Source organism: Cupriavidus sp. WS (assembly GCF_000395345.1).
Classification (GTDB): domain Bacteria; phylum Pseudomonadota; class Gammaproteobacteria; order Burkholderiales; family Burkholderiaceae; genus Cupriavidus; species Cupriavidus basilensis_B.
This window is the reverse complement of record NZ_AQPL01000129.1, coordinates 1-26,227: the sequence shown is the minus strand read 5'-3', so window position 1 is coordinate 26,227 and position 26,227 is coordinate 1. Positions and strand designations below refer to the sequence as shown.

Below are 26,227 nucleotides of genomic sequence, written 5' to 3'. Positions count from 1 at the left end.
CATGTCGGACCGTCTGGACCGTACCTCGATGACCCCCGCTGACTCCATCCTTGCCCGGCCGGCCCGGCGGCCCCTGCGTCACAGGCTGGCGGCCATCGCCGCGGCCGCGCTGGCGGTCTGCGCCCTGGCTCCGCTCGCCGGCCATGCCGCCGACGCCCGTCCGCTCACGCTCGCCGCGGAAGCCGCGCCGGCGCCGGCCCGCTCCAACCCGCTGCCGCCCAAGATGCCGCTGCCGGCGGTGCCGCTGACCGGCGACATCCTGTACCGCGTGCTGGCCGCGGAGATTTCCGTGCAGCGCGGCGTGATCGGCCCGGCCTACCAGACCTACCTGGAACTGGCCCGCAACACGCGCGACCCGCGCTTCGCCCAGCGCGCCACCGAGATCGCGTTCAACGCGCGCAGCGCCCCGCAGGCGCTGGAGGCCGCGCGCCTGTGGACCGAGCTTGCGCCCACTTCGGCGGGCGCGCGCCAGGTGCTGTCCACCCTGCTGGTGCTGAGCGCCCGCTGGGACGAGGCCGAGCCGCTGCTCGCGCTGCAGCTCAACGGCGTGCCGCCGGGCCACCGGCCGGACGCGATCCTGCAGATGCAGCAGCAGCTCTCGCGCACCAGCGACCCGGCCGGCGCCGCCGCCCTGCTGCGGCGCCTGGTGGCCAACGACATGGGCTCGGCCGAGACCCACCTCGCGCTGGCCCGCGCCAGGGAAGCCGCCAACGACATCCCCGGCGCGCTGACCGAGCTCGACCAGACGCTGCGCATGCGGCCCGACTACGAGGCGGCCGCGCTGATGGCCGCCGAGCTGCGCGCGGACGGCGCGCCCGACCAGGCCATCGCCGGGCTGAAAGCCTTCGTCGACAAGGCGCCGGTCTCGATCAACGGGCACATCACGCTGGCCCGCCTGTACCTGCAGCAGAACGACCTGCAGGCCGCGCGCGCCGAGTTCGAGACCCTGCGCAAGATCGCGCCGAAGGACCCGCGCGTGCCGCTCGCGCTCGGCCTGACCAGCCTGCAGTCCAAGCGCTACGACGAGGCCGAGCAGTACCTGAAGGAATACCTGCAGCTGGCCGGCCAGGTGCCGACCGCCAGCCCGGACATCGCCTACCAGTACCTGGCGCAGATCGCCGAGGAAAAGAAGGACTACCCGGCCGCGGTGGCCTGGCTCGACCGCATCGACGACAGCCGCCTGGCGCCAGCCGCCGCGGTGAAGCGCGCGCAGCTGCTGGGCCGCATGGGCAAGCTCGACGATGCCCAGGCCGTCTTCAACGACATGCTGGCCGACAGCGAGGACATCGCCGAGCCGGACCAGCGCGCCCAGCGCATGACCGCGATACGCCAGGCCGAGGTCGGCATGCTGCTCGACGCCAAGGCCTACGGCCGCGCCCGCAAGGTGCTGGAAGAGCGGACCACGGCCGAGCCCGACAACTCCGACTGGGTCTACGAGCTGGCCATGCTCGACGAGCGCGAGAAGCGCTACGACAGCATGGAGACGCTGCTGCGCCGGGTGATCGCCATGCAGCCCGAGCAGAAGCAGGGCTACAACGCGCTCGGCTACTCGCTGGCGGACCGCAACGTGCGCCTGCCCGAGGCGCTGCAGCTGCTCGAGAAGGCTTCGGCGCTGGGCCCGGACGATCCCTACATCATGGACAGCCTGGCCTGGGTCAAATTCCGCCTGGGCCAGCTCCAGCCGGCCGCCGAACTGCTGCGCAACGCCTACGCCCGGGCGCCCGAGGCCGAGATCGGCGCCCACCTGGGCGAGGTCCTCTGGCAGCTCGGCCAGCAGGACGAGGCGCGCAAGACCTGGACCGAAGCCGCCAAGATCGAGCCGGACAACGTGATCCTGATCGACACCCTGCGCCGCTACAACGTGCCGCTGTCGGCGCTGTCCAAGTAGGCCCGCGCCTGCCTTCGCCGACGTTCGCCTCTGTTCGCCGCGTCCGATGATCCACCCGCTTCCTTCCGGCCCGCGCCGGAAGGAAGGCCCGCCGCCCGCGCCGCCGGCGCGGGCGCCAGACACCCATGCCCATATCCCGACGCCTAGCCCTGCTGTGCCTGACCGCGCCCCTCTGGCTCGCGGCCTGCGCCAGCATCACGCCCACCCGCCAGTTCGACACCGGCGAGGCCGCGCAGGCGCGCGACCTCAAGGGCCGCTTTGCCGCCAGCTACGTGCGCTACGGCCGCGACGAAGGCGTGCAGGGCAGCTTCCAGTGGCATGAGCAGGGCCGCAACGTGCGGCTCGACCTGATCTCGCCGCTGGGCCAGACCCTGGCCGTGGTGACTTCCACGCCGTCCGGCGCCACGCTCGACCTGCCCAACCAGCCGCCGCGCAACGCGCCCGAGGTGGACACGCTGCTGGAGGAAGCCCTCGGCTTCTCGCTGCCGGTGGCCGGCATGCGCGACTGGCTGTACGGCAGGCCCGCGCCGGGCTCGCCCGCGCGCGCCACGCGCGACGACAGCGGGCGCCTGGCCACGCTGGCGCAGAACGGCTGGACCGTGCGCTACGTTGCGTGGCAGGATGCGGCCGCACAGCAGCCGCGCCGCATCGACCTCGCGCGCGACGGCGACAGCAACCCCTTGTCGGTCCGCCTCGTGATCGACCCGGAACAGGCCCAATGAATACTGCCCGCACCCTGCCCCCGCCCGAACTGCGCGGCTGCCCCGCGCCCGCCAAGCTCAATCTCTTCCTGCACGTGACCGGGCGCCGCCCCGACGGCTACCACACGCTGCAGACCGTGTTCCAGCTGGTGGACTGGAGCGACACGCTGGACTTCCGCCGCCGCGACGACGGCCGCATCGAGCGCGTCACCGAGGTGCCCGGCGTGCCGGCCGACTCGGACCTGATCGTGCGCGCGGCGCGCGCGCTGCAGCAGGCCGGCGGCACCGCGTTCGGCGCCGACATCGCCATCGACAAGCGGCTGCCGATGGGCGGCGGCATCGGCGGCGGCTCGTCCGACGCGGCCACCACGCTGATGGCGCTCAACCACCTGTGGGGCCTGGGCCTGCCGCGCGAGGAACTCAAGCGCATCGGCCTGACGCTCGGCGCCGACGTGCCGTTCTTCCTGCACGGCGAGAATGCCTTCGCGCAGGGCATCGGCGAGGAACTGGCCACGGTCGAGCTGCCCGAGAGCTGGTTCGTGATCGTCCATCCGCGCCAGCACGTCCCGACCCCGGAAATTTTTTCGGACGGGCGCTTGACAAGGGATACGCCGATCTCTATAGTTGCGGTCTTCGCTGCTTGCACAAACAAATTCGCTTTCGGTCGCAACGATCTGGAAACGATAGCAACGGCGAAGTTCGGCGAAGTTGCCCGAGCCCTTGAATGGTTGAGACAATACAGTCCCCATGCAAGGATGACCGGATCCGGCGCCTGCGTGTTTGCACGGTTTGATGACGAGCAGACGGCGCAGCAGGTACTGGAACGGTTGCCACCCGGATGGGATGGCAAGTGTGCGAGGAGTTTGTCCCGCCACCCGCTCGCAGCGCTCGCTTGATAGTTTTTCGTTCGGCGTCACGCTGGCTGTATGTGACGATGGACGGACCCGGTTGTGTAGGGGAGTCGCCAAGTTGGTCAAGGCACCGGATTTTGATTCCGGCATTCGAAGGTTCGAATCCTTCTTCCCCTGCCATTACATTCCTCGCAGATCCGCAGAATACGTCACCGGCACTAGCCGGTGACGGTCGTCCCCCCCAGCAGCAAGACAGGTGCACCGAATGAGCAGCGAAGGCTTGATGGTTTTTACCGGCAACGCCAACCCCAAACTCGCGGAGGCTGTCGTGCAGCACCTCGGCATTCCCCTTGGGAAGGCACAGGTGGGCCGGTTCTCCGACGGCGAAGTCCAAGTCGAAATCCAGGAAAACGTTCGCGGCAAGCACGTCATCGTGCTGCAGTCCACCTGCGCGCCGACCAACGACAACCTGATGGAACTGATGGTGATGGTCGACGCGCTCAAGCGCGCCTCGGCACGCAGCATCACCGCCGCCATGCCTTACTTCGGCTATGCCCGCCAGGATCGCCGCCCGCGCTCGGCGCGCGTCGCGATCTCGGCCAAGGTGGTGGCCAACATGCTGGAAGTCGCCGGCGTCGACCGCATCCTGACGATGGACCTGCACGCCGACCAGATCCAGGGCTTCTTCGACATCCCCGTCGACAACATCTACGCCTCGCCGGTCCTGCTGGGCGACCTGCGCGAGAAGAACTACGGCGACCTGCTGGTGGTCTCGCCCGACGTCGGCGGCGTGGTGCGCGCCCGTGCGCTGGCCAAGCAGCTCAACTGCGACCTGGCCATCATCGACAAGCGCCGCCCCAAGGCCAACGTGGCCGAGGTGATGAACATCATCGGTGAAGTCGACGGCCGCAACTGCGTGATCATGGACGACATGATCGACACCGGCGGTACGCTGTGCAAGGCGGCCCAGGTGCTCAAGGAGCGCGGCGCGCAGAAGGTCTTCGCCTATTGCACCCATCCGGTGCTGTCGGGCGGTGCCGCTGCCCGCATCGCGGATTCCGAGCTGGACGAAGTGGTGGTGTGCGACACCATCCCGCTGCGCGACGACGCCATCCAGTCCGGCAAGATCCGCCAGCTGTCGACCGCGCCGCTGCTGGCCGAAACCTTTACCCGGATCGTCAAGGGCGACTCGATCATGTCGCTGTTTGCCGATTCCTGATAGAATTCAAGGCTTTACTGTGGCAGGCAGGGGCGAATAGCCCTTTCCTGCCGGTTCATCGGGCTGTCTGGTCGCGGACAGCCCTCTTACATTTGGAGTCATCATGAAAGTCGTAGCTTTCGAGCGTAGCGTACAGGGAACGGGTGCGAGCCGCCGCCTGCGCAACGCCGGCAAGACCCCGGGCATCATCTATGGCGGCGCTGCCGAACCCAAGATGATCGAACTCGATCACAACGCGCTGTTCCACGCGCTGAAGAAGGAAGCGTTCCACTCGTCGATCCTCGACCTCGAAGTGGAAGGCAAGGCCGAGAAGGCCCTGCTGCGCGCGTTCCAGATGCACCCGTTCAAGCCGCTGGTGCTGCACGTCGACTTCCAGCGCGTGTCGGCCTCGGACAAGATCCACGTGAAGGTGCCGCTGCACTTCGTCAACCAGGAAAACGCCCCGGGCGTGAAGCTGGGCCACGGCATCGTCAACCACATCCTGAACGAACTGGAAGTGTCGTGCCTGCCGGCCGACCTGCCCGAGTTCATCGAGGTGGACCTGGGCGCGGGCGAGCTGGGCCAGACCCTGCACCTGTCGGACGTGAAGCTGCCGAAGGGCGTGAGCGCCATCACCCACGGTGACGAAAACCCCGCCGTCGCCAGCATCTCGCTGCCGGCCGGTGGCGTCGCGGAAGCTGCCGAAGGCGGCGAAACGCCCGCTGCCTGAGTTGCCTGAGCGCGGCCCGCGGGCCGCGCACCAGCAATGGCAAGAAAGAGCCGCCGGCGTGTCCGGCGGCTTTTTTTCGCGTGCCGGTCCCCATGCCGTTTCGCGTATGCTTGGCCTCTGGCCGCCCTCACCCACGTAGTGCACGCATGATCAAACTCATCGTCGGCCTCGGCAATCCCGGGGCGGAATACGAAGCCACCCGCCACAACGCCGGCTTCTGGCTGGTCGACCAACTTGCCCGCATGGGCGGCGCCACGCTGCGCGTGGAAGGCCGCTTCCACGGGCTGGCCGCGCGCGCGCGCCTGTGGGACCAGGACATCTGGCTGCTCAAGCCGTCCACCTTCATGAACCGCTCGGGGCTGTCGGTGGTGTCGCTGGCGCGCTTCTACAAGATCCTGCCCGACGAGATCCTGGTCGCCCACGACGAGATGGACCTGCCGCCGGGCGCGGTCAAGCTCAAGCGCGGCGGCGGCGCCGGCGGCCACAACGGCCTCAAGGACATCGCCGCGCACCTGACCACGCAGGACTACTGGCGGCTGCGCCTGGGCGTGGGCCATCCGCGCAACGCGCCGGGCGGCGCGGGCGGGCGCGAGGACGTGATCAATTATGTGCTCAAGCCGCCGCGCCGTGAGGAGCAGCAGGCCATCGACGAGGCCATCGACCGCAGCATCGCGCCGCTGTCGCTGCTGGCCAGGGGCGAGAGCGAGCGCGCCATGCTGGAGCTGCACACGGGCCGCTGAGCGCCGCGCCGGCATCACGCGCGCGGGACGCCCAACAAGCACCCAACAAAAAACCCCGCCACCTTCCGGTGCCGGGGTTTTTTGCCGCCGAACGGGCTGCCTGGCCTTGTGGCTTCAGGCGGCGCGCTTGGCCGCCGTCAGCAGGCGGTAACGCCCCATCAGCGTCTCGCGCGACTCGACCCGGGCCGGATCGTGCGGGATGCAAGCCACGGGGCAGACCTGCTGGCATTGCGGTTCATCGAAGTGTCCGACGCATTCCGTGCATTTGTTGGGGTCGATCTCGTAGATCTCGGGCCCCATCGAAATGGCTTCGTTCGGGCACTCCGGCTCACAAACGTCGCAATTGATGCAGTCGTCGGTGATCATCAGTGCCATCGTGTTTCCTTTCAGCCGGACATGGGCCGCGCCCGACTGGCCGCGGTCCGCATGTCGCAAGCCCTCATTCTATTCCGCTTTGCCGATTTTCTCTTTCAGCCAGCGCTCGACCGAGGGGAATACGAACTTGCTGACGTCGCCACCGAGCACCGCGATCTCGCGCACGAAGGTGCCGGAGATGAACTGGTACTGGTCCGACGGCGTCAGGAACATGGTTTCCACGTCGGGCAGCAGGTAGCGGTTCATGCCCGCCATCTGGAACTCGTACTCGAAGTCGGACACGGCGCGCAGGCCGCGCACGATCACGCGGGCGTTGTTCTTGCGGACGAAATCCTTGAGCAGGCCGGAGAAGCCTTCCACGCGCACGTTGGGATAGTGGCCCAGCACCTCGCGGGCGATACCGATGCGCTCTTCCAGCGAAAAGAACGGGCGCTTGTTGGGACTATGCGCCACACCGACCACGAGCTCATCGAAGATGTTGGACGCTCTGCGCACCAGATCCTCGTGGCCCCGGGTCATTGGATCGAACGTGCCGGGGTAGACCGCGACGACCATGCTTCCTCCTTGTTCTGCCCGTTGCCGGTCCTGGATGGACCGCTTGGCCCCGCCCGCTATGGTGAGGGCTGGGAGCCGAGGCTGCGTGACGAGCGTTGGCGACAGCGGCGTAGTGTAACGCTAAAAGCAGCACTTGCAAGCCGCCCGATGACGGTTTCGCGGCAGTGCGGCATCCAGCGTGCGATGGCCGGCCACGGCGCCCCGCCGGGCGGATCGGGCCGATCGCGCCGGGCGGATCAGGTGGTCCGGTGCTGCAGCAGATGGAAGTGCACCGCGCCCGCGCGCGCATGCCGCACGATCTCCAGCGCGGCCGGCACCGGCGCGTCGGGACCGTTCAGCGCGCGGTCGGTCTCCACGTAGACCGCGCCGCCCTGGCGCGACAGCCTGGCCGCGTGCTCGAGCGCGGGCCGCAGCCAGTCCTGCGCGAACGGCGGATCGAGGAAGACCACGTCGAAGCTCGACGCCGGCATCTGCGCCGCGGTTGCGAATGCGTCACCCTGCACGATGCGGATCTGCTGCGCGTCGAGCCGGTACTGGTTGTCGCGCAACTGTTTGGCCACGCGCGGATTGGCCTCCACCATCGTCACCTGCGCCGCCCCGCGCGAGGCGGCCTCGAAGCCGAGCGCGCCGGAGCCGGCGAACAGGTCCAGGCACGCCAGGCCGGACATGTCCTGGCCGAGCCAGTTGAACAGGGTTTCCCGCACGCGGTCGGGCGTGGGGCGCAGGCCTTCGGCGTCGAGCACGGGCAGCGGCGTGCGCTTCCACTTGCCGCCGATGATGCGGACCTGCGCGGGCGAGCGCCGCGCGGCAGGCGCCGGGGATGGCCCGCCGGCGGCGGGCGAAGGAGATCGGGTACGCGAATTCATGCCGTGATTGTAGAGCCTGCGGACGCGCCCGTGCTCCGCGCCCGCCTTGCTCCGCCTGTTCCGCCTGTTCCGCCTGTTCCGCTTGCCCCGCCGGTTCCGCCGGTTCCGCCGGTTCCGCCGGTTCTGGCCAGGATCTTTCCGAAACGACGTCTTATTCCGGTCCGCCCACGATCACGGTGGCCATCGCATCCGGATGCACGTGGCGCTGGAAGGCGTCCTTCACCTGCGCCCGCGTCACCTTGCCGATCTGCGCGGTCCAGGTGTCCAGGTAGTCCAGCGGCAGGCCGTACCAGCCGATGTTGGCCACGTTGGTCAGCAGCTTGCGGTTGCTGTCGATGCGCAGCGGGAAGCCGTTGACGAGGTTGTCCCTGGCCGCCTTGAGCTCGGCCTCGGTCGGGCCCTCGGCCACGTATTGCGCCAGCACCTTGCGCACCAGCGCCAGCGCCTCGTTGGTCTGCTCCTTCTTGGTCTGCAGGCCGATGCCGAACGGGCCCGCCTGCTTGGCCGGCGCGAAATAGCTGTCCACGCCGTAGGTCAGGCCGCGCTTCTCGCGCACCTCGTTGGTCAGGCGCGAGCTGAAGCCGCCGCCGCCGAGCACGTAGTTGCCCACCAGCAGCGGGAAGTAGTCGGGGTCGCCGCGCGCGATGGCGGGCTGGCCGATCGCCACCGTGGCCTGCTGCGCCGGATGCGGCACGCGCTGCTCGCTGGCCGGGATGGCGAGCTGCACCGGCGGCATGGCCGGCGGCGCGGCGCCGGCCGGCAGGCCGCGCGTAAGCGCCTCGGCGATGGACTCGGCCTGCTTGCGGTCGATCGCGCCGATCAGCGTCACCACGGCGCGCGAGGCGGCGAAGTTGTCGTGCCAGAAGCGCTGCAGGTCGGCCCGCGTGATGGACTCGACCGAGGCCACGGTGGCGGACACGCCATACGGATGCGCGGGATAGATCGCGCGCGACACCATCTTGTCGGCGATCACGCCGGGCTTGGAGTCGGCTTCGCGGATGGCGGTGATCAGGCGCTGCTTCTCGCGCGCGACCACGGCATCCGGGTAGGCCGGCGCCTTGACCAGTTGCGCGGCGAGCGCGAGCGACTGGCTCAGCTCGGGCTCGCTGGTGAGCGTGCGCAGGCCGATGCCGCCGCGGTCGCTGCTGGCCGCGCCGCCGAAGTCCGCGCCGGTGTCGGCGAAGGCGTCGGCGACCTGGGCTTCGTCGCGCGCGGGCTGGCCGTCCTGCGCGCCGGCGCCCTTGTCGAGCAGGGCCGACGCCAGCGTGGCCAGCCCCGCCTTGCCGGGCGGGTCATAGCGGCTGCCGGCGTCGAAATCCATATTGACGTCCAGCATGGGAATGGACGGGCTGCGCACGAAATAGACGCGCGCGCCGGTGGAGGTGGTCCACTGCTCGATCGGGATGGCGGCCTGCGCGGCCTGCGGGGCCAGCAGCGAGGCGGCCGCGAGCAGCGCGCCGCCGGCCACGCCCGCGAGGCGGCGCAGCAGGCGTGGCGACGGGATCGTCGGGGCAAAGAGAGGCATCTTCGGTCCTCTTGGTGACTCAGCGCAGCGAGCCGGGATCGACCGGCGCCTGCTGCTTCTTGTTGGGATCGATCGGCTGGGGCAGCAACGTCGCCACAGTGAGGTTGTCGTCGCTGAAATACCTGGCGGCCACGGCCTGCACCTGCGCCGGCGTGACGTCCTTGATGCGCTCCAGCATGCGGTCGAGCTTGCGCCACGAAATGCCGGCCATCTCCGCCACGCCGATCTCCATGCCTTGCCCGAACACGGAGTCGCGCTTGTAGATCTGCGAGGCCACGACCTGCGCCTTGACGCGCTTGAGCTCCTCGGGCGAGACGCCGTCGCGCGCGATGCGGGCGACCTCGTCGCGCAGCGCGCGCTCGATCTCCTCGGCGGTGTGGCCGGCGGCCGGGGTGCCGTCGAGCACCATGATCGATTCCGCGCGGTTGATGCTGTCGTAGCCGACGTTGACGTCGTCCGCCAGGCGCCGCTCGCGCACCAGGTCGCGCGTCAGGCGCGCGTTGTCGTAGCCGTTGAGCACGGCGGCCAGGACCTCGAGCGCGTAGGGGTCGACGTCCTTGTCCACGTCGTGCAGGCGCGGCACCTTGTAGGCCAGCACCACGTAGGGATTCTCGGCCGGCGCCTTGACCCAGATCCGCTTGATGCCCTTCTGCTCGGCCTCGAGCTGGGTCTTGCGCAGCGGCAGCGGGCGCGGCTTGAGCTTGCCGTAGGTGCGCTCGGCCAGGGTCTTCACCTCGGCGGCGGTGACGTCGCCGGTGACGATCAGCAGCGCGTTGTTGGGCACGTACCATTCGCGGTACCACGCCTGCACGTCTTCCACGCGCATGTTGACGAGGTCGTCCATCCAGCCGATCACCGGGTGGCGGTACGGCGCGGCGGTAAACACCGTGGCCAGCAACTGCTCGTAGACCGTGCCGCGCGCGGAGTCGTCGGTGCGCAGGCGGCGCTCTTCCATCACCACCTTCATCTCGCGCTCGAACTCGTCCTTGCGGATGATGAGGTTGGCCATGCGGTCGGCCTCCAGCTCCATCATGCGCGGCAGATACTGCTTGCCGATCTGCTGGTAATAGAGCGTGAAGTCGCGGTTGGTCATGGCGTTCTCGCGCCCGCCCAGCTCGGCGATCTGCTTGGAGAACTCGCCGATGCCCACCTTGGGCGTGCCCTTGAACATCATGTGCTCGAGCATGTGCGCCACGCCGGTGGTGCCGCTGACCTCGTCCATGCCGCCGACCCGGTACCAGATCTGGTGGGCCACGGTGGGCGCGCGGTGGTCTTCCTTGACGATCACGCGCATACCGTTGGACAGCGTGAACTCGGTAGTGGTAGCCTCGGCAGCCGCGCTCTGCGAGGAGGCGGTAGCCCGGCCGGTGGGCAGGGGCGGCGCCACCACGCCGGTCTGCGCGTGAACCGCGCCGAACCAGGGCAGGACGCCTAGCAGCAGGGTGGGAAGAAGGCGCCGCGCACGAGCGGCGGCGCGTGAAGCCCGGAAGGCGCCGGCGAGCGGCGATGCGGCACGGGCGGCGCCCGGCCTGGACCTGACAGCACAATGGTTCATGCAACCCCGTCTGCTAGAATTTTGGCGATTGATTCTACCGGGGTATTGACCCCTTTCCCAATGTTTAGTTTCTGGAAGAAGCGCAAGGCCGAACCGGCCAGTGCGCCACCCGAGGTGCCGGCCCCGGCGCCCGCGGCCGCGCCTGCACCCGTTCCGTCGCCGGCCGCCGCACCAGCGGCGCTTCCCGCCGCCGGGCCCGCCCAGGTTCCGGCCCCCCGGCCCGTCCCCATTTCCACTCCCGCTCCCGCGCCGGTCGCGCAGCAGCCGGTGCCCCAGCCGGCCGCCGCCGAGGAAATGGTCCTGACCCCGCCGCCGGCCGCCACGCCGGAAGCGCGGCGCGGCTGGATGCAGCGCCTGCGCTCGGGCCTGTCCAAGACCAGCCGCAACCTCGGCACCCTGTTCGTCGGCGTCAAGGTCGACGAAGCCCTGTTCGAGGAGCTGGAAACCGCGCTGCTGATGGCCGACGCGGGCGTGGAGGCCACCGAATACCTGCTCGGCGAGCTGCGCCGCCGGGTCAAGAGCGAGCGCATCGAAACCTCCGAGGGCGTCAAGGCCGCGCTGCGCGAGCTGCTCACCAACCTGCTGCGCCCGCTCGAAAAGACGATGGCGCTGGGCCGCGAGCAGCCGATGGTGATGATGATCGCGGGCGTCAACGGCGCCGGCAAGACCACCAGCATCGGCAAGCTGTGCAAGCATTTCCAGAGCTACGGCCAGTCCGTGCTGCTGGCCGCCGGCGACACCTTCCGCGCCGCCGCGCGCGAGCAGCTGACGATCTGGGGCGAGCGCAACAACGTCACCGTGGTGTCGCAGGAAAGCGGCGACCCGGCCGCGGTGATCTTCGACGCGGTCAACGCCGCGCGCGCGCGGCGCATCGACATCGTGATGGCCGACACCGCCGGGCGCCTGCCGACGCAGCTGCACCTGATGGAAGAGCTCAAGAAGGTCAAGCGCGTCATCGCCAAGGCCATGCCGAGCGCGCCCCACGAAGCGCTGCTGGTGATCGACGCCAACACCGGCCAGAACGCGCTGGCCCAGGTCAAGGCCTTCGACGACGCGCTCGGGCTGACCGGGCTGATCGTGACCAAGCTCGACGGCACCGCCAAGGGCGGCATCCTCGCCGCGATCGCGCGCCAGCGCCCGGTGCCGGTCTATTTCATCGGCGTGGGCGAGAAAGTGGAAGACCTGCAGCCGTTCCGGGCCGACGAGTTCGCCGAGGCTTTGCTGGGCTGAACGGAAAAAAGCCCCGCAATAGCTGCGGGGCCTGGATTGCCGGCAAGGCCGGCTTGCCGCTTGTGGTCTCCCCTCTCCCGCGTGCGGGAGAGGGGAGCAAACCTTCGGCAATGGAGAGTTCGTCAGCAACCTGAACCCCGCAAACCACCGCGGGGTCTTCATCACCGGCAACCCGCCGCCCTACTCCGCGTCCGGCTGCGCCTTCGGCTCGGCCTGCTGGAAAGCCGGCAGCGCCATGCACGCCTCGAACGCCTTCGCGATCGCCGCATAGCGGCTCACGTCGATGTTGAAGCGCTGCGCGTTGAACACCTGCGGCACCAGGCAGATGTCGGCCAGCGTCGGCGTGTCGCCGAAGCAGAAACGGCCGGCCTTGCCCGAGCGCGCGAGGTTGGTGTTGACCGCCTCGAAGCCCAGCTCGACCCAGTGGCGGTACCACGCGTCCTTGGCTTCCTCGGTCACGCCCAGCGTGTGCTTGAGGTACTTCAGCACGCGCAGGTTGTTGAGCGGATGGATCTCGCACGCGACCTCGAGCGCGACCGCACGGATGTAGGCGCGGTCGAGCGCGCTGCCGGGCAGCAGCGGCGGCTCGGGATGCGTCTCGTCGAGGTACTCCACCATCGCGACCGATTGCATCAGGACGTGATCGTCGTCGACCAGGGTCGGCACCAGCGCGTCCGGATTGAGCGCGCGGTAGGCCGGCAGCAGTTGCTGGCCGCCGTCGCGCAGCAGGTGCACCGGCGCGTAGTCGTAGGGCAGGCCCTTGAGGTTCAGCGCGATGCGCACCCGGTACGAAGCCGAGCTACGGAAGTAGCTGTAGAGCTTCAGCATCGGCTCACACCACCTTGACGGTGAGCTCGCCCACGCCTTCGATCTTGCATTGCATGACGTCGCCCTTGACCACCGGGCCCACGCCTTCGGGCGTGCCGCTGTAGATCAGGTCGCCCGGCTGCAGTTCGAACAGGCGCGACAGGTAGGACACCATTTCGGGCACCGACCAGATCAGGTCGGAGAGGTCGCCGCGCTGCTTCTCGGCGCCGTTCACGGCCAGCGTGACCGCGCCCTTGTCGGGATGGCCGATGGCGGACACCGGCACGATCGGGCCGATCGGCGCGGACTTGTCGAAGGCCTTGCCGGTCTCCCAGGGGCGCCCGGTCTTCTTCGATTCGTTCTGCAGGTCGCGGCGCGTCATGTCCAGGCCGATGGCGTAGCCGAACACGTGGCTGGCGGCGTCGGCCTCGGCGATGTCCTTGCCGCCCTTGCCGATGGCCACCACCAGCTCCACCTCGTAATGGCAGTTGCTGGTGCCCTGCGGATACGGGAAGTGGCCTTCGGTGCCGTCGGCCACGTAGCTCACCGCGTCGGCGGGCTTGCAGAAGAAGAACGGCGGCTCGCGGTCGGGGTCCGAACCCATCTCGCGGGCATGGGCGGCATAATTGCGGCCCACGCAGTAGACCCGGCGCACCGGGAACTGGGCATGGCCCCCGCGCACGGGCACGCCGGTGGGCGCGGGCGGGGCGAATACGAATTCGGTCATCCAACTCTCCAGACTTTGCTTGTACTGTGTGTGTACTGTGTTTTTTGGGCCGCGCGCCGGCGCACCGGCACCGCGGCGTTGCCGGCGCACGCCCTGCCGCGCAGCAGGGCGATAGCATACACCGCGCCTCCGCGCCGTGTACTCCCGCGGGCCGCGCATGCGGGTATCCCCGCAATACATGGCAGGAACCATCCGGCGCGGTTCTTGCATGACTGCCGACAATGCCCCTGACGCCATGACCCGACGCTCCCCCGCCCCTCCCAGCCCGCCGAGCCCCGCGACGCCGCCCACGGCATCGCGCAGCCTGCGCATCCTGCTGGTCAGGGACCCGCACGACGCCGACCCGCTCAATGTCGAGACCATCCAGGCCGGGCTGGTCTCGGCGGGCTTCACCGACATCGACACGGTGGATGCGGACCTGCGCCTGCCCGACGCCATCGCCGCGCGCCAGCCCGACCTCATCATCATCGCCTCCGAGTCCGCCGCGCGCGACACGGTGGAACATGTGTGCGTCTCGACCCAGCACGCGCCGCGGCCGATCGTGCTGTTTACCGACAACGACGACGCCCAGCGCATCAAGGCCGCGCTCACCGCGGGCATCACCGCCTACATCGTCGACGGCCTGCGCGCCGAGCGCGTCAAGACCGTGCTCGACGTGGCCTACGCGCGCTTCCAGCTCGACCAGGAACTGCGCGCCGAGCTCGACGCCACGCGCCTGCAGCTGGCCGAGCGCAAGGAAGTGGAGCGCGCCAAGGGCCTGCTGATGAAGGAGCGCGGCATGACCGAGGACGAGGCCTACAAGCGCCTGCGCAGCATGGCGATGGAGCGCGGCATCAAGCTGGTCGAGGCCGCCCGCCGCGTGATCGATGTGATGAGCTGAGCGCGCACGGCGCTGGTGCATTGCACAAACATGGCGCCGCGCGGCAACCCCGCGCGCACCGCGCCCGCGCCGGAGCGCGCGTGCCGGCCAACCCGTTCACGGTTCCCGTGCGCCGTGCGGCCCGTCTTTCGCGCGCGTTTCCCGGATTCCCAGTTTCGGCGCCTGGCACACCGCTTGCGTAGTTGCCATGCCGGCCAACGAAGGCCGCACACAAACCCGATCGGCGCCGCCAACGAAGGCCGCGCCGCATCACAGGACAACGGCGTCCTGGACCGTCCCGCATTCTGGCGAACGCGGCGCGGTTCAGGACGCTTTTCTTTTGGAGCCGTGGAATGCCCTCTCGCCTGAAGATTGCCAAGCCGCTGCATGCCGCGGTCGCCAACGATGCCGGCGCCGCCGCCGACGCGGTGCCCGCCAGCAGCGGACGCCGCCGCGCGCTGGCGACCATCGCCGGCGCCAGCGTGGTCACGCTGGTCGATCCGCTGGTGCGCGCGGGCGCGTGGGCGGCCGGCTCCGACGCGCCGGAAAAGCCGGAGGTGAGGATCGGCTTCATTCCGCTGACCGACTGCGCCTCGGTGGTGATGGCCAGCACGCTCGGCCTCGACAAGAAATACGGCATCAAGATCACGCCCACCAAGGAAGCCTCCTGGGCCGGCGTGCGCGACAAGCTGGTCAACGGCGAGCTGGACGCGGCGCACGTGCTCTACGGCCTGGTCTACGGCGTGCAGCTCGGCATCGGCGGCCCCAAGAAGGACATGGCCGTGCTGATGAGCCTGAACCACAACGGCCAGGCCATCACGCTGTCGTCCAAGCTGGCCGAGAAGGGCGTCAAGGACGGCGCCAGCCTGAAGGCGCTGATGACGAAGGAAAAGCGCGACTACACCTTCGCCCAGACCTTCCCCACCGGCACCCACGCGATGTGGCTGTACTACTGGCTGGCCGCCAACGGCATCAACCCGATGCAGGACGCCAAGGTCATCACGGTGCCGCCGCCGCAGATGGTGGCCAACATGCGCGTGGGCAACATGGACGGCTACTGCGTGGGCGAGCCCTGGGGCGCGCGCGCCATCGCCGACAAGATCGGCTTCACCGCGGAGACCACGCAGGCGATCTGGAAGGACCATCCCGAGAAGGTGCTCGGCACCACCGCCGAGTTCGTGCAGAAGTACCCGAACACCGCGCGCGCGATGGTGGCCGCGGTGCTGGAAGCGTCCCGGTTCATCGACGCCTCGGCCTCCAACCGCCGCAAGACCGCCGAGACCATCGCCGCCAAGTCCTACGTCAACACCGACATGGACATCATCCTGGACCGCATGCTGGGCCGCTACAGCAACGGCCTGGGCAAGACCTGGGACGACCCCGACGCGATGAAGTTCTACCAGGACGGCGTCGCCAACTACCCGTTCCTCTCCGACGGCATGTGGTTCCTCACGCAGCACAAGCGCTGGGGCCTGCTCAAGGAGCATCCCGACTACCTGGCGGTGGCCAAGAAGGTCAACCGCATCGACGTCTACAAGCAGGGCGCCGCCGCCGCGCAGGTGCCGCTGCCCAAGAGCGATTTCCGCACCGCGCGCCTGATGGACGGCGTGACGTGGGACGCCGCCAAGGACCCGAAGGCCTACGCCGACGGTTTCAAGATCAAGGCCTGAGCCGGTCCGATTGCCGCATGAATGCCGGCGCCGCCTGCGCGCCGGCGCCTCCAAGGAGCCTGACGTGAATGCACTAGCTCGGCCGGCCGACCATGCCGGCAACCCAGCTTCTCCCGCCGATGCCGGCGCCGCCAGTCTCGGCGGACTCGCCTCGCTCGGCGACCCGCAGGCGCGCGAGCGCGCCGAGCGCCGCGCGCTGGAGGCCCAGGCCGAGGCGCGCCGCGCGGCGCGGCGCGAGGCCGTCGCGGCGGTGGTGCTCAAGGCGATGCCGCCGGTGGCCGGCTTCGCGCTGTTCCTGCTGTTCTGGCACGGCGTGGCCACGCTGATCCCGGCCATCCCGACGCCGGCCGCCACCTGGCACGCGGCCGTGCCGCTGTTCTCCGACCCGTTCTACCGCAACGGGCCCAACGACCAGGGCATCGGCTGGAACGTGCTGGCGTCGCTGGCGCGCGTGGCGGCGGGCTTCGGGCTGGCCGCGCTGATCGGCATCCCGGCCGGCTTCGCGCTGGGCCGCTTCGCCTTCCTCAACGCCATGATGGCGCCCATCATCAGCCTGCTGCGGCCGGTCTCGCCGCTGGCGTGGCTGCCGATCGGGCTGCTGCTGTTCAAGTCCGCCAACCCGGCCGCGATCTGGGCCATCTTCATCTGCTCGATCTGGCCGATGGTCATCAACACCGCGGTGGGCGTCACGCGCGTGCCGCAGGACTACCTGAACGTGGCGCGCGTGCTCGACCTGTCCGAGTGGAAGGTGTTCACGCGCGTGCTGCTGCCGGCGGTGCTGCCCTACATGCTGACCGGCGTGCGGCTGTCGATCGGCACCGCGTGGCTGGTGATCGTGGCCGCGGAGATGCTGACCGGCGGCACCGGCATCGGCTTCTGGCTGTGGGACGAGTGGAACAACCTGAAGGTGGAGCACATCGTGATCGCCATCTTCATCATCGGCGTGGTGGGCCTGCTGCTCGAATACGCGCTGCTGAGCCTCGCCAAACGCTTCAGCTACGGCAACTAGCGCGCCAGGGAGAACGACATGGAAAAGTTCGTCCGCATCGAAAACGTGGGCCAGACCTTCAAGACCAAGAAGGGACCGTTCGTCGCGCTGCGCGACGTCAACCTGACCATCGCCCGCGGCGAGTTCATCACGCTGATCGGCCATTCGGGCTGCGGCAAATCGACGCTGCTGAACCTGCTGGCCGGGCTCGACCGCCCCAGCAGCGGCGCGCTGATCTGCGCCGAGCGCGAGATCTCCGGCCCGGGGCCGGACCGCGCGGTGGTGTTCCAGAACCACTCGCTGCTGCCGTGGCTGACCTGCTTCGAGAACGTCTACCTCGGCGTGGAACGCGTGTTCGGCGGCAGCGAAAACCGCACGCAGCTCAAGGCCCGCACGCACGACACGCTGGCAATGGTGGGCCTGACCCATGCCGAGGGCAAGTACCCGCAGGAGATCTCCGGCGGCATGAAGCAGCGCGTGGGCATCGCGCGGGCGCTGGCGATGGAGCCCAAGGTGCTGCTGATGGACGAGCCGTTCGGCGCGCTCGATGCGCTCACGCGCGCCCACCTGCAGGACGAGCTCATCAAGATCGTCGCCAAGACCCGCAGCACGGTGGTGATGGTGACGCACGACGTGGACGAGGCCGTGCTGCTGGCCGACCGCATCGTCATGATGACCAACGGCCCCGCGGCGACCATCGGCGAGGTGCTGCCGGTGGACCTGCCGCGCCCGCGCGAGCGCATGGCGCTGGCCGACGACAAGGCCTACCACGCCTGCCGCACCGCGGTGCTGGACTTCCTGTACCGCAAGCAGCGCAATCCGGCGCTCAAGGAAGCGGCCTGAGCGCGGGCCGGGCCGCGGGTTCATGGCGCGGATTCAACGGCGCGGGCCGGCGGCTGCGATGGGCAGCGCCGGCCCGCTCCGCTATCATGAACCACAAACAACACCGTCCCAGCCCGCCATGACCGACACCGCCACGCCCGCTGCCACCCCCGCCGCTGCCCCTTTCGCCGCAGCCAGGTACATCAAGGAAATCGGCCGCGGCGTCAACGGCGCCCGCGCGCTGCCGCGCGAGGATGCGCAGACGCTGTTCGACGCCATGCTGGCCGGCCGCGTGGCCGACATCGAGCTGGGCGCCGTGCTGATGGCCTACCGCATCAAGGGCGAGGCGCCGCACGAGCTGGCCGGCATGCTGGAGGCCGCGCACGCGCACTGCCTGCCGCTGGCCGCGCCGCCCGACCGCGTGGTGGTCTCCATCCCCAGCTACAACGGCGCGCGCAAGCAGCCCAACCTGGTGCCGCTGCTGGCGCTGCTGCTGGCGCGCGAAGGCGTGCCGGTGCTGGTGCACGGCAGCCGCGAATTCAGCGGGCGCGTGACCAGCATCGCGCTGTTCGGGGCGCTCGGCATCGCGCCGTGCGCGACGGTGGCCGAAGCCGAGTCCCGCCTGCGCGAGAAGGACAACCCGCTGGCGGTGCTGCCGGTCGACGTGCTGTCGCCGGCGCTGTCGCGGCTGCTCGACCGGCGCATGCAGATCGGCCTGCGCAATTCCTCGCACACGGTGGCGAAGATGCTGCAGCCCGTCGGCGCGCATACGCCGGCCGAGGCGCTGCGCCTGTACAGCTACACCCATCCGGAATACCGCGAGACCCTGACCGACTACTTCTCGCACGAGCCGGCCAACGTGCTGCTGGCGCGCGGCACCGAGGGCGAGGTGGTGGCCGACGCGCGCCGCGCCGGCCGCATCGACTGGCTGCACGACGGCCACCAGCGCACGCTGGTCGACCCCACCGCGGGCTCGATTGGCGAGGTGCCGGAGCTGCCGCCCGGCAACGACGCCGCGCAGACCGCGGCCTGGATCCGCGCCGTGCTGGACGGCAAGGTGCCGGTGCCGGCACCGATCGCCACCCAGGTCGAGGCCATCCGCGGCTGCGTGCAGCAGGGCACGCGCGTGGCCTGGACCAGCCCGGTCTAGCGCTTGCGCGGCGGCAGCGGGATGCGGTCGTCCTCGCCCGGCACGCGCGGGAACTGGTCGTTCTCCCAGCGCTGCGACGCGGCTTCGATGGCCTCCTTGCTGCTGGCGACGAAATTCCAGAAGATGAAGCGGTGCCCGTCGGTCGGGTCGCCGCCGAGCAGCATCACGCGCGAAGGCGCCTCGGCGTTCAGCGTGACGGTCTGGCCGGGCACCAGCACCGCCATGTGACGCTCCGGCAGCACCTCGCCGTCGAGCGCGACCACGCCGTCGACCGGATAGACGCCGCGCTCGGCATGCTCGGGCGGGATCTCCAGGCTAGCGCCCGCCTCCAGCTCGATCGCCACGTACAGCGTGCGGCTGAAGACCTTCACCGGCGCCTCGGCGCCGAACGCATCGCCCGCGATCACGGTCATGCGCACGCCCGGGCGCTCGAGCTTGGGCAGCGTCGCGGCCGGATGGTGGAAGAACGACGGCGCGGTGGTTTCGTGTTCCAGCGGCAGCGCCACCCAGGTCTGGATGCCGTGCAGGCTCGGCCCGGCCTCGCGGGCCGCCGCGGGCGAGCGCTCCGAGTGCGCGATGCCGCTGCCGGCGGTCATCCAGTTGACGTCGCCGGGCCGGATCACCTGCTTGCTGCCCAGGCTGTCGTGGTGGAGGATTTCGCCGTCGAACAGGTAGGTCACGGTGGCCAGGCCGATATGCGGATGCGGGCGCACATCCAGCCCCTGGCCGCGCGGCAGGGCCGTGGGCCCCATGTGGTCGAAGAAGATGAACGGGCCCACCGTCTGGGCCGCGGCGGCGGGCAGCACGCGGCTGACGGTGAAGCCGTCGCCGAGGTCGCGTGTGTGCGGCTTGAGCAAGTGTTCGATGACAGACATGGATCTCCCCGGTTGGGCCGAAGCTGAGGGCCGGCCAAATGAGAGGAGTGTAGCTGCTGGCGGAACACAGCATCTCATCCGGCGACAGAACCAGACGGGGCGCGCCCCCTCTAATCTTTGTCCGATAAGGCAGCGAACGCTGTCTGATAGTGATTACGCCACATGACGGAAGCCGGCCCCGATAAAAGACTATGTGATTCACGGCATCAATTAGCTGGAACTATCAACCCCATGGGGACTCCAACTTAGCAGTCCCCCGGCTTGAGTGCTAATATGTGTTGCAATGCAGTGCGCGGACCCTTGTGGCGAGCGCCGCGGGCAACCCACCCGCCGGATGCGAAAGGAGCAATCGAGTGAACGCGGTCCTATCTGCCGACCAGACCCAAACCAGCAGCCGCCTGCCTACGGCGCCTCAGGGCGCCGGGGCGTTCGCGCTGACGTTTCCCGGTAATCTGGGAAACCTGGACAGCTATATCCAGGCTGTCCATCGTATCCCCATGCTGACGCCCGAGGAGGAGCAGCGGCTTGCGCGCGACCTGCGCGAGCACGACTCCGTCGACGCGGCGCGCCGCCTGGTGCTGTCGCACCTGCGCCTGGTGGTGTCCATCGCCCGCCAGTACCTTGGCTACGGCCTGCCCCACGCCGACCTGATCCAGGAAGGCAACATCGGCCTGATGAAGGCGGTGAAGCGCTTCGACCCGGACCAGGGCGTGCGCCTGGTGTCGTATGCCATGCACTGGATCAAGGCCGAGATCCACGAGTACGTGCTGAAGAACTGGCGCATGGTCAAGGTGGCCACCACCAAGGCCCAGCGCAAGCTGTTCTTCAACCTGCGCAGCCACAAGCAGGGCGCCCACACCTTCACGCCGGAACAGATCGACGCGGTGGCGCGCGAGCTGAACGTCAAGCCGGAAGAAGTGATGGAGATGGAGACCCGCCTGTCGGGCGGCGACCTGGCGCTGGAAGGCCAGATCGACGACGGCGAGGAGGAATTCGCCCCCATCGCCTACCTGGCCGACAACCACAACGAGCCGACCCGCGTGATCGAGGCCCAGCGCCACGACCGCCTGCAGGTGCAGGGCCTGGAAGAAGCGCTGGGCAAGCTCGACGAGCGCAGCCGCCGTATCATCGAGGCGCGCTGGCTGCACGTCAACGACGACGGCTCGGGCGGCTCGACGCTGCACGAGCTGGCTGACGAGTTCGGCGTGTCGGCCGAGCGCATCCGCCAGATCGAAACGGCGGCGATGAAGAAGATGAAGGGCGCGCTGCAAGCGTTTGCCTGAAGCGTTTGCCTGACCGCGCGCGGCGGTGAAAGCCGCGCCGCGCAACGAAAAAGGGCCGGTCCTCACGACCGGCCCTTTTTTCGTCCGCGCGCCGCCGGCGGCGGCACGCGGATCAGGACAGCAGCTGCTTGAGGTCGTGCACGATCGGCTCCGGCCCCTGGCCGTGGCGGATGAACAGGCGCAGCTTGCCGCTCGGGTCGAACACGTAGCTGCCGGCCGAGTGGTCCATCGTGTAGTTGTTCGGCGAGGTGCCGGGCACCTTGGCGTAATACACCTTGAAGTCCTTGGCCACCTTCTGCAGCGCGGCGTCGTCGGCCGCGCGCATGCCCAGGAAGCGCGGGTCGAAGGCCGGCACGTATTGCGCCAGCAGCTCCTGCGTGTCGCGCTCGGGGTCGACCGTGACGAACAGCACCTGCACCTTGTCGGCATCGGGGCCGAGCTGCTCCATGACCGCCTTGAGCTCGGCCATCGTGGTCGGGCAGACGTCCGGGCAATGCGTGTAGCCGAAGAACATCACCACCGCCTTGCCCTTGAAGTCGGCCAGCGTGCGGACCTTGCCGGTGTGGTCGGTGAGGCTGAAGTCCTTGCCGAATTCGCTGCCGCCGGTGATGTCGACGTTCTTGAAGGACGCGCGCTGCTGGCCACACGCGGCGAGCAGCAGCGAACACAGCGCCAGCAGGCAGAAACGACGAAGCAGCAGCGCGAAGCTGGAGGAAGAACCGGGGAAGGGGCGGGTAGGCATTCGGGTCGCGTGATGGATGGGGCGGCGCGGGGCGGCCGCTTCACATTGGCCGCCTCGCATTGGCATATGGGCGCAGTATCGCCGATCGCGCCGCCGCTGCGCCCGGTCCGCGACAAGATGCCGCAAGACCGGCGCCGGCGCGCCGTTCAGGACTGCGGCAGGAACTTGAAATAGTGGTCGATCAGCAGCGCCGCGAACAGCAGCGACAGGTACAGGATCGAGAAGCGGAACATGCGCTGCGCCAGCGCATCCGAGTAGTTGCGGTACAGCTTCCAGGCATAGGCCAGGAAACCGCCGCCGAGCACCAGCGCGGACGCCAGGTAGATATAACCGCACATGCCGTACACGAACGGCAGCAGCGTGGCCGCGATCATGATCAGCGTGTACAGCAGGATGTGCAGCAGGGTGAAGCGCTCGCCGTGGGTGATCGGCAGCATCGGCAGGCCCGACTTGGCGTAGTCGGCGCGGCGGTACAGCGCCAGCGCCCAGAAATGCGGCGGGGTCCAGGTGAAGATGATGAGCACCAGGAACCACGCTTCGGCCGGCACGGTGCCCGACACCGCCGCCCAGCCCAGCGCCGGCGGCATGGCGCCGGACAGGCCGCCGATCACGATGTTCTGCGGCGTGGCCGGCTTGAGCAGGATGGTGTACACCACCGCGTAGCCGACGAAGGTCGCCACCGTCAGCCACATGGTCAGGTCGTTGGCGAACACGTGCAGCAGCCACATCCCCGCCCCGCCCAGCACCGCGGAGAACACCAGCGTCTGCGCGGTGGTGATCTCGCCGGTGGCCGAGGGGCGCCACGCGGTGCGGCGCATCAGCGCGTCGATCTTCTGCTCCACCAGGCAGTTGATGGCGAACGCCGCGCCCGCCAGCAGCCAGATGCCCGCCGCGCCGCCGATCAGCACCGGCCACGGCACCATGCCCGGCGAAGCCAGGAACATGCCGATGATGGCGCAGAAGACGGCCAGTTGCGTGACGCGGGGCTTGGTGAGGGCGGCGTACTGGCGGACCAGGTGACGGACCCGTCCGGCAGGATGAGGGTGGGTAGCAGTAACCACGGGGGGAATCTTCTCTTTCATGTGGCGCGCACGGCGGCCGGCACGTCAGTAGCGAGGTCAGCGGCGCGGGCCGCGAGCCCTATATTGTAGTTGAGGCGGACCAACAGCATCAGAAGCACCGCCGCGCCGCCGTTGTGGGCCACCGCGGCCACCAGCGGCCAGTCGAACACGATGTTGGACAGGCCGGTGGCCAGTTGCAGCGCGAGCACGCCCAGCAGCCAGCCCGCGTGGCGCGCCAGCCCGCCGAGGCGGCGCGCGCGCAGCCCGAACCACGCCAGGTAGCCCAGCACCACGAAGGCGAAGCCGCGGTGCACCCAGTGGATCGCCACCAGCGCCGAGTGCGGGATGTAGTCGCCGTCGGCGGTCATGCCGAGCTGGCGCCACAGCGTGAAACCGTGGCGGAAGTCCATCTCCGGCACCAGCTGGCCGTTGCACAGCGGGAAGTCGGTGCAGGCCAGCACCGCGTAGTTGGTGCTCACCCAGCCGCCCAGGAAGATCTGCAGCACCAGCAGCGCCAGCCCCAGCCGCGCCGGCCAGCGCAGCGCGCCGGCGGCCGGCGCCACGCCCAGCGGCGGGTCGTTGCGCGAGCCCAGCCAGATCAGCGACGCCAGCAAGGCCATGCCCAGCATCAGGTGCGTGACCACGATGACGGGCTGCAGCTTGAGCGTGACCGTGAACGCGCCGAACGCGCCCTGCACGCACACCAGCAGCAGCACGCCGGTGGCGAACCACGGCGACTGCCGCAGCTCGCGCCGCCTGACCCAGGCCAGCACCATCAGCGTGATGATCAGCACGCCCACCGCCATCGCGAAATAGCGGTGGATCATCTCGATCCAGGCCTTGGTGGCGGAAACCGGGCCGCTGGGCAACGCGGTCTCGGCCGCGCGGATCGGCTCGCTGGCCGCGTGCGGGTTGGAGTGGCCGTAGCAGCCCGGCCAGTCCGGGCAGCCCAGGCCGGAATCGGTCAGCCGCGTGAAGCTGCCGAACATGATCAGGTCCAGCGTCAGGAAGGCGGTGATCCACACCAGTTTGCGGTACTTGTTGCGGTCGCCCCTGACCAGCACGTAGCTCAGGGGAAACAGCGCGATCAGGACGCCGATGACGGCGAGTTGGAGCAGCATGCGCGTAGTCGTTGAGTCTGGCCGTAAGCCCGGGCTTCAGTCGATGTGGGTTCAGCCGATGTGGGAATACTTGAGCAGCTTCTTGAGGTCGGAGCTCATCTTCTGGGGGTCCGGGTCCTTCGGGAAGCGCATCATCAGGTTGCCGAGCGGGTCGACCAGGTAGAGCGTGTCCTCGATGCGCGCGCCCGCGTCGGGCGGCAGCCACTTCTGCAGCGCGTCGCGCGGCGCGCGCAGGAAGCGCACGCCGGCGTAGGGCTCGTTGTAGGCGGCGGACAGGCGCGCGTCGATGGGGCCGTCGTCGCTGACCAGCCATACCGGCACGATGCGCTCGCGGTCCTGGCCCTGGCCGGCGCGCAGCTGGCGGATGGTGAACAGCTTCCTGGCGCAGGCTTCGCCGCAGGCGGCGCCGTCGGCGCTGATCAGCAGCCACTTGCCCTTGAAGCTGTCCAGCGGCACCGGCTCGGCGCGCTCGTTGGCGACCTGCACGGCCGGCATCGGGCGCTGCGGCTCGATCAGCGCGCCGTAGTTGGTGGTGCCGCCGGCCGGCCTGAACACGTAGTAGGTCAGGTAGGAGGCAATCACCGGCGAAGCACACACCAGCAGCAGCAGCAGCATCTGGATGCGGCCGCGCCGGGTGCGGGCATCGATGCGCGGGTCCTGCGGTGCGGCGCGCGCGGCCTGGGCCGGCGCTGGGTCTCGTTGTGGCATCACGTTCGTTCGTCTCTTCTGTCTTTTCTGTCTCTCGGGCGTCCGGTCGCGGGTGCCGCGCTCATCTGACCGCGCGGCCCCGCGGTGGTTCGGGCCGCATCTCCGGCGGCATCTCCGACGGCGTCTCCGCCCGCGCCTCGGCCGCCATGCGCCGCGCGCGCCGCCAGCTCAGCGCCACCAGCAGCACCAGCGTCAGCGCGGCCATCCCGAACCACTGGAAGGCATAACCGTAATGGCGGTCGGCGCCGATGTCGGCCGGCGCCCAGTCGCGCGCCAGCCCGTCGCCATTGTCGCTGCGCTGCTCCAGCACGAACGGCTGCAAGGGCATGCCCAGCTCCCTGGCAAAGGCGGCGATGTCCACGTTCTGGCGGATCTTCTGGCCGGCTTCGGCATCCGCGCCGCGGCCGAGGCCGAAGACCCGGGGCACCGTTGCCAGCGCCGTGCCTTCCACGTCCACCTCGCCCGCGGGCGTGGCGAACGGCGCGATGCGGGTGCGGTCCTGCGCGTCGCGCGGCAGCCAGCCGCGCAGCACCAGCACCGCCGGCGCGACGCGGTCGTCCGCCACGCGCAGCGGCGTCAGCACCATGAAGCCGGCGCGGCTGTCGCTGCCGTTGCCATGCGGCCGGTTGTCCAGCAGCACGGTATGGTCCGCGTCGAAACGGCCGCGCGCATGCACGCGCCGCTCGGCCACCGGGCCCGCCACCAGCGTCCGCCCGACTTCCAGCGGCGGCTGCGCGGCCAGCGCCTGCAGCCGCTGCGCCCGCGCGATCTTCTCGTGGGCGCGGCCGAGCTGCCAGTTGCCCAGCGCGCAGGTCACGGCGATCACCGCCAGCGCGGCGATGGCAGGCACCGGGCTCAGCGCGCGCCACGGTTTCACGGGCGGCCCCCGAGTGCCGGCAACGGCGCGCCGGTGCGATAATGGTACTTCACCTCCAGCCGATCCCACCCGGGCGAACCCTCCATGCGCATCGTCATCCTCATCGCGTTCGTCCTCATCGTCGGCAGCCTGGCCTCCGCCTTGTTCTTCATGATGCGCGACCGCGGCAGGACGCCGAACATGATGCGCTCGCTGATGTTCCGGGTCGGCTTCTCCGTGGCGCTGTTCCTGTTCATCCTGTTCTCGCACTGGATGGGCTGGATACAGAGCACCGGCATCCGCATGGGGCCGTGAGGCGCGCGCGCCGGGCCCGCGGATGGCCG

At 69.4% G+C, this 26,227-nt stretch carries 27 protein-coding genes and 1 tRNA gene; 15 read left to right on the top strand and 13 right to left on the bottom strand.

Going from position 1 to position 26,227, the window contains the following annotated elements:
- Position 1: 1 nt before the first annotated feature.
- The 7 genes from K206_RS0112015 (at position 2) to pth (ending at position 6,108) form a co-directional block, all read left to right on the top strand.
- Positions 2-1,888 (top strand): tetratricopeptide repeat protein, encoded by a 1,887-nt coding sequence (locus tag K206_RS0112015; RefSeq protein ID WP_020202661.1) that lies wholly within the window; start codon positions 2-4, stop codon positions 1,886-1,888.
- A gap of 125 nt (positions 1,889-2,013) precedes the next feature.
- Positions 2,014-2,610 (top strand): lipoprotein insertase outer membrane protein LolB, encoded by a 597-nt coding sequence (lolB, locus tag K206_RS0112010; protein WP_020202660.1) that lies wholly within the window; start codon positions 2,014-2,016, stop codon positions 2,608-2,610.
- Positions 2,607-3,485 carry a 4-(cytidine 5'-diphospho)-2-C-methyl-D-erythritol kinase gene (gene ispE, locus K206_RS0112005; protein ID WP_020202659.1) on the top strand — a complete coding sequence of 293 codons (879 nt, stop codon included), beginning with the start codon at positions 2,607-2,609 and terminating at the stop codon, positions 3,483-3,485. The genes lolB and ispE overlap by 4 nt, the downstream gene beginning before the upstream one ends.
- A 58-nt stretch (positions 3,486-3,543) precedes the next feature.
- Positions 3,544-3,620 (top strand) — tRNA-Gln (locus K206_RS0112000).
- An 85-nt stretch (positions 3,621-3,705) separates the two neighbouring features.
- Complete coding sequence (locus tag K206_RS0111995; RefSeq protein ID WP_020202658.1) at positions 3,706-4,659, top strand: ribose-phosphate pyrophosphokinase; 954 nt, start codon at positions 3,706-3,708, stop codon at positions 4,657-4,659.
- Between the two features lie 103 nt (positions 4,660-4,762).
- The gene (locus K206_RS0111990; RefSeq protein ID WP_020202657.1) at positions 4,763-5,368 is read left to right on the top strand and encodes a 50S ribosomal protein L25/general stress protein Ctc; all 606 of its coding nucleotides are present in this window, start codon (positions 4,763-4,765) and stop codon (positions 5,366-5,368) included.
- Between the two features lie 146 nt (positions 5,369-5,514).
- Entirely contained in the window at positions 5,515-6,108 is a 594-nt protein-coding gene (gene pth / locus K206_RS0111985) for an aminoacyl-tRNA hydrolase (RefSeq protein ID WP_020202656.1), read from the top strand.
- 114 nt (positions 6,109-6,222) lie between these two features.
- On the opposite strand, the gene K206_RS0111980 is transcribed toward pth, so the two are convergent.
- The 5 genes from K206_RS0111980 to K206_RS0111960 form a co-directional block, all read right to left on the bottom strand.
- On the bottom strand, positions 6,223-6,483 hold the full coding sequence (locus K206_RS0111980) for a YfhL family 4Fe-4S dicluster ferredoxin (RefSeq protein ID WP_020202655.1): 261 nt from the start codon (positions 6,481-6,483) through the stop codon (positions 6,223-6,225).
- A gap of 69 nt (positions 6,484-6,552) precedes the next feature.
- Complete coding sequence (coaD, locus tag K206_RS0111975) at positions 6,553-7,038, bottom strand: pantetheine-phosphate adenylyltransferase (RefSeq protein ID WP_020202654.1); 486 nt, start codon at positions 7,036-7,038, stop codon at positions 6,553-6,555.
- A gap of 236 nt (positions 7,039-7,274) precedes the next feature.
- Positions 7,275-7,904, bottom strand: coding sequence for a 16S rRNA (guanine(966)-N(2))-methyltransferase RsmD (gene rsmD, locus K206_RS0111970; protein ID WP_020202653.1), 630 nt, complete (start codon positions 7,902-7,904; stop codon positions 7,275-7,277).
- 151 nt (positions 7,905-8,055) lie between these two features.
- On the bottom strand, positions 8,056-9,429 hold the full coding sequence (locus tag K206_RS0111965) for a pitrilysin family protein (RefSeq protein WP_020202652.1): 1,374 nt from the start codon (positions 9,427-9,429) through the stop codon (positions 8,056-8,058).
- A gap of 19 nt (positions 9,430-9,448) precedes the next feature.
- Positions 9,449-10,984, bottom strand: coding sequence for a pitrilysin family protein (locus tag K206_RS0111960; RefSeq protein ID WP_029043529.1), 1,536 nt, complete (start codon positions 10,982-10,984; stop codon positions 9,449-9,451).
- Between the two features lie 60 nt (positions 10,985-11,044).
- On the opposite strand from K206_RS0111960, the gene ftsY reads away from it, so the two are divergent.
- Positions 11,045-12,214 (top strand): signal recognition particle-docking protein FtsY, encoded by a 1,170-nt coding sequence (gene ftsY, locus K206_RS0111955; protein ID WP_029043528.1) that lies wholly within the window; start codon positions 11,045-11,047, stop codon positions 12,212-12,214.
- A gap of 180 nt (positions 12,215-12,394) precedes the next feature.
- On the opposite strand, the gene maiA is transcribed toward ftsY, so the two are convergent.
- Positions 12,395-13,039: a maleylacetoacetate isomerase gene (gene maiA / locus K206_RS0111950; RefSeq protein ID WP_029043527.1), complete on the bottom strand. Its 645-nt coding sequence runs from the start codon at positions 13,037-13,039 to the stop codon at positions 12,395-12,397.
- Between the two features lie 7 nt (positions 13,040-13,046).
- Positions 13,047-13,748, bottom strand: coding sequence for a fumarylacetoacetate hydrolase family protein (locus K206_RS0111945; protein ID WP_020202648.1), 702 nt, complete (start codon positions 13,746-13,748; stop codon positions 13,047-13,049).
- A gap of 235 nt (positions 13,749-13,983) precedes the next feature.
- Between K206_RS0111945 and K206_RS0111940 the strand changes: the two genes are divergently transcribed.
- The 5 genes from K206_RS0111940 to ybiB all read left to right on the top strand — a co-directional run bounded on the left by K206_RS0111940 (position 13,984) and on the right by ybiB (position 19,237).
- Positions 13,984-14,628 (top strand): ANTAR domain-containing response regulator, encoded by a 645-nt coding sequence (locus K206_RS0111940; protein ID WP_029043526.1) that lies wholly within the window; start codon positions 13,984-13,986, stop codon positions 14,626-14,628.
- A 332-nt stretch (positions 14,629-14,960) separates the two neighbouring features.
- Positions 14,961-16,277, top strand: coding sequence for a CmpA/NrtA family ABC transporter substrate-binding protein (locus K206_RS0111935; protein WP_020202646.1), 1,317 nt, complete (start codon positions 14,961-14,963; stop codon positions 16,275-16,277).
- A gap of 196 nt (positions 16,278-16,473) precedes the next feature.
- Entirely contained in the window at positions 16,474-17,286 is an 813-nt protein-coding gene (ntrB, locus tag K206_RS0111930) for a nitrate ABC transporter permease (protein WP_043366369.1), read from the top strand.
- Positions 17,287-17,304: 18 nt separating this feature from the next.
- Positions 17,305-18,108 carry an ABC transporter ATP-binding protein gene (locus K206_RS0111925; RefSeq protein ID WP_020202644.1) on the top strand — a complete coding sequence of 268 codons (804 nt, stop codon included), beginning with the start codon at positions 17,305-17,307 and terminating at the stop codon, positions 18,106-18,108.
- A 118-nt stretch (positions 18,109-18,226) separates the two neighbouring features.
- Positions 18,227-19,237 carry a DNA-binding protein YbiB gene (ybiB, locus tag K206_RS0111920; RefSeq protein WP_020202643.1) on the top strand — a complete coding sequence of 337 codons (1,011 nt, stop codon included), beginning with the start codon at positions 18,227-18,229 and terminating at the stop codon, positions 19,235-19,237.
- On the opposite strand, the gene K206_RS0111915 is transcribed toward ybiB, so the two are convergent.
- A complete protein-coding gene (locus K206_RS0111915; RefSeq protein WP_029043525.1) occupies positions 19,234-20,112 on the bottom strand; it encodes a pirin family protein in 879 nt (292 codons plus the stop codon). The two genes, ybiB and K206_RS0111915, sit on opposite strands and share 4 nt — an antisense overlap.
- A 353-nt stretch (positions 20,113-20,465) precedes the next feature.
- Here K206_RS0111915 and rpoH point away from each other — a divergent pair, with 353 nt between their 5' ends.
- Positions 20,466-21,395 carry an RNA polymerase sigma factor RpoH gene (gene rpoH / locus K206_RS0111910; protein WP_029043524.1) on the top strand — a complete coding sequence of 310 codons (930 nt, stop codon included), beginning with the start codon at positions 20,466-20,468 and terminating at the stop codon, positions 21,393-21,395.
- A gap of 112 nt (positions 21,396-21,507) precedes the next feature.
- Here rpoH and K206_RS0111905 read toward each other — a convergent pair whose 3' ends face one another.
- The 5 genes from K206_RS0111905 to K206_RS38070 all read right to left on the bottom strand — a co-directional run bounded on the left by K206_RS0111905 (position 21,508) and on the right by K206_RS38070 (position 25,904).
- Positions 21,508-22,137, bottom strand: a complete 630-nt coding sequence (locus K206_RS0111905) for an SCO family protein (protein WP_020202640.1) — start codon at positions 22,135-22,137, stop codon at positions 21,508-21,510.
- A 146-nt stretch (positions 22,138-22,283) separates the two neighbouring features.
- The gene (locus K206_RS0111900; protein WP_029043522.1) at positions 22,284-23,219 is read right to left on the bottom strand and encodes a heme o synthase; all 936 of its coding nucleotides are present in this window, start codon (positions 23,217-23,219) and stop codon (positions 22,284-22,286) included.
- A complete protein-coding gene (locus K206_RS0111895) occupies positions 23,216-24,319 on the bottom strand; it encodes a heme A synthase (protein ID WP_020202638.1) in 1,104 nt (367 codons plus the stop codon). The genes K206_RS0111900 and K206_RS0111895 overlap by 4 nt, the downstream gene beginning before the upstream one ends.
- 51 nt (positions 24,320-24,370) lie before the next feature.
- Positions 24,371-25,027: a hypothetical protein gene (locus K206_RS0111890; protein WP_020202637.1), complete on the bottom strand. Its 657-nt coding sequence runs from the start codon at positions 25,025-25,027 to the stop codon at positions 24,371-24,373.
- Between the two features lie 61 nt (positions 25,028-25,088).
- Complete coding sequence (locus K206_RS38070) at positions 25,089-25,904, bottom strand: SURF1 family protein (protein ID WP_020202636.1); 816 nt, start codon at positions 25,902-25,904, stop codon at positions 25,089-25,091.
- 84 nt (positions 25,905-25,988) lie between these two features.
- On the opposite strand from K206_RS38070, the gene K206_RS0111880 reads away from it, so the two are divergent.
- Positions 25,989-26,198 carry a twin transmembrane helix small protein gene (locus K206_RS0111880; protein WP_020202635.1) on the top strand — a complete coding sequence of 70 codons (210 nt, stop codon included), beginning with the start codon at positions 25,989-25,991 and terminating at the stop codon, positions 26,196-26,198.
- Positions 26,199-26,227 lie beyond the last annotated feature (29 nt).

Coding starts and splice junctions, on each gene's coding strand:
- K206_RS0112015 (WP_020202661.1), top strand. CDS start 2: ATGTCGGACCGTCTGGACCGTACCTCGATGACCCCCGCTGACTCCATC.
- lolB (WP_020202660.1), top strand. CDS start 2,014: ATGCCCATATCCCGACGCCTAGCCCTGCTGTGCCTGACCGCGCCCCTC.
- ispE (WP_020202659.1), top strand. CDS start 2,607: ATGAATACTGCCCGCACCCTGCCCCCGCCCGAACTGCGCGGCTGCCCC.
- K206_RS0111995 (WP_020202658.1), top strand. CDS start 3,706: ATGAGCAGCGAAGGCTTGATGGTTTTTACCGGCAACGCCAACCCCAAA.
- K206_RS0111990 (WP_020202657.1), top strand. CDS start 4,763: ATGAAAGTCGTAGCTTTCGAGCGTAGCGTACAGGGAACGGGTGCGAGC.
- pth (WP_020202656.1), top strand. CDS start 5,515: ATGATCAAACTCATCGTCGGCCTCGGCAATCCCGGGGCGGAATACGAA.
- K206_RS0111980 (WP_020202655.1), bottom strand. CDS start 6,483: ATGGCACTGATGATCACCGACGACTGCATCAATTGCGACGTTTGTGAG.
- coaD (WP_020202654.1), bottom strand. CDS start 7,038: ATGGTCGTCGCGGTCTACCCCGGCACGTTCGATCCAATGACCCGGGGC.
- rsmD (WP_020202653.1), bottom strand. CDS start 7,904: ATGAATTCGCGTACCCGATCTCCTTCGCCCGCCGCCGGCGGGCCATCC.
- K206_RS0111965 (WP_020202652.1), bottom strand. CDS start 9,429: ATGCCTCTCTTTGCCCCGACGATCCCGTCGCCACGCCTGCTGCGCCGC.
- K206_RS0111960 (WP_029043529.1), bottom strand. CDS start 10,984: ATGAACCATTGTGCTGTCAGGTCCAGGCCGGGCGCCGCCCGTGCCGCA.
- ftsY (WP_029043528.1), top strand. CDS start 11,045: ATGTTTAGTTTCTGGAAGAAGCGCAAGGCCGAACCGGCCAGTGCGCCA.
- K206_RS0111945 (WP_020202648.1), bottom strand. CDS start 13,748: ATGACCGAATTCGTATTCGCCCCGCCCGCGCCCACCGGCGTGCCCGTG.
- K206_RS0111940 (WP_029043526.1), top strand. CDS start 13,984: ATGACCCGACGCTCCCCCGCCCCTCCCAGCCCGCCGAGCCCCGCGACG.
- K206_RS0111935 (WP_020202646.1), top strand. CDS start 14,961: ATGCCCTCTCGCCTGAAGATTGCCAAGCCGCTGCATGCCGCGGTCGCC.
- K206_RS0111925 (WP_020202644.1), top strand. CDS start 17,305: ATGGAAAAGTTCGTCCGCATCGAAAACGTGGGCCAGACCTTCAAGACC.
- ybiB (WP_020202643.1), top strand. CDS start 18,227: ATGACCGACACCGCCACGCCCGCTGCCACCCCCGCCGCTGCCCCTTTC.
- K206_RS0111915 (WP_029043525.1), bottom strand. CDS start 20,112: ATGTCTGTCATCGAACACTTGCTCAAGCCGCACACACGCGACCTCGGC.
- K206_RS0111905 (WP_020202640.1), bottom strand. CDS start 22,137: ATGCCTACCCGCCCCTTCCCCGGTTCTTCCTCCAGCTTCGCGCTGCTG.
- K206_RS0111900 (WP_029043522.1), bottom strand. CDS start 23,219: ATGAAAGAGAAGATTCCCCCCGTGGTTACTGCTACCCACCCTCATCCT.
- K206_RS0111895 (WP_020202638.1), bottom strand. CDS start 24,319: ATGCTGCTCCAACTCGCCGTCATCGGCGTCCTGATCGCGCTGTTTCCC.
- K206_RS0111890 (WP_020202637.1), bottom strand. CDS start 25,027: ATGCCACAACGAGACCCAGCGCCGGCCCAGGCCGCGCGCGCCGCACCG.
- K206_RS0111880 (WP_020202635.1), top strand. CDS start 25,989: ATGCGCATCGTCATCCTCATCGCGTTCGTCCTCATCGTCGGCAGCCTG.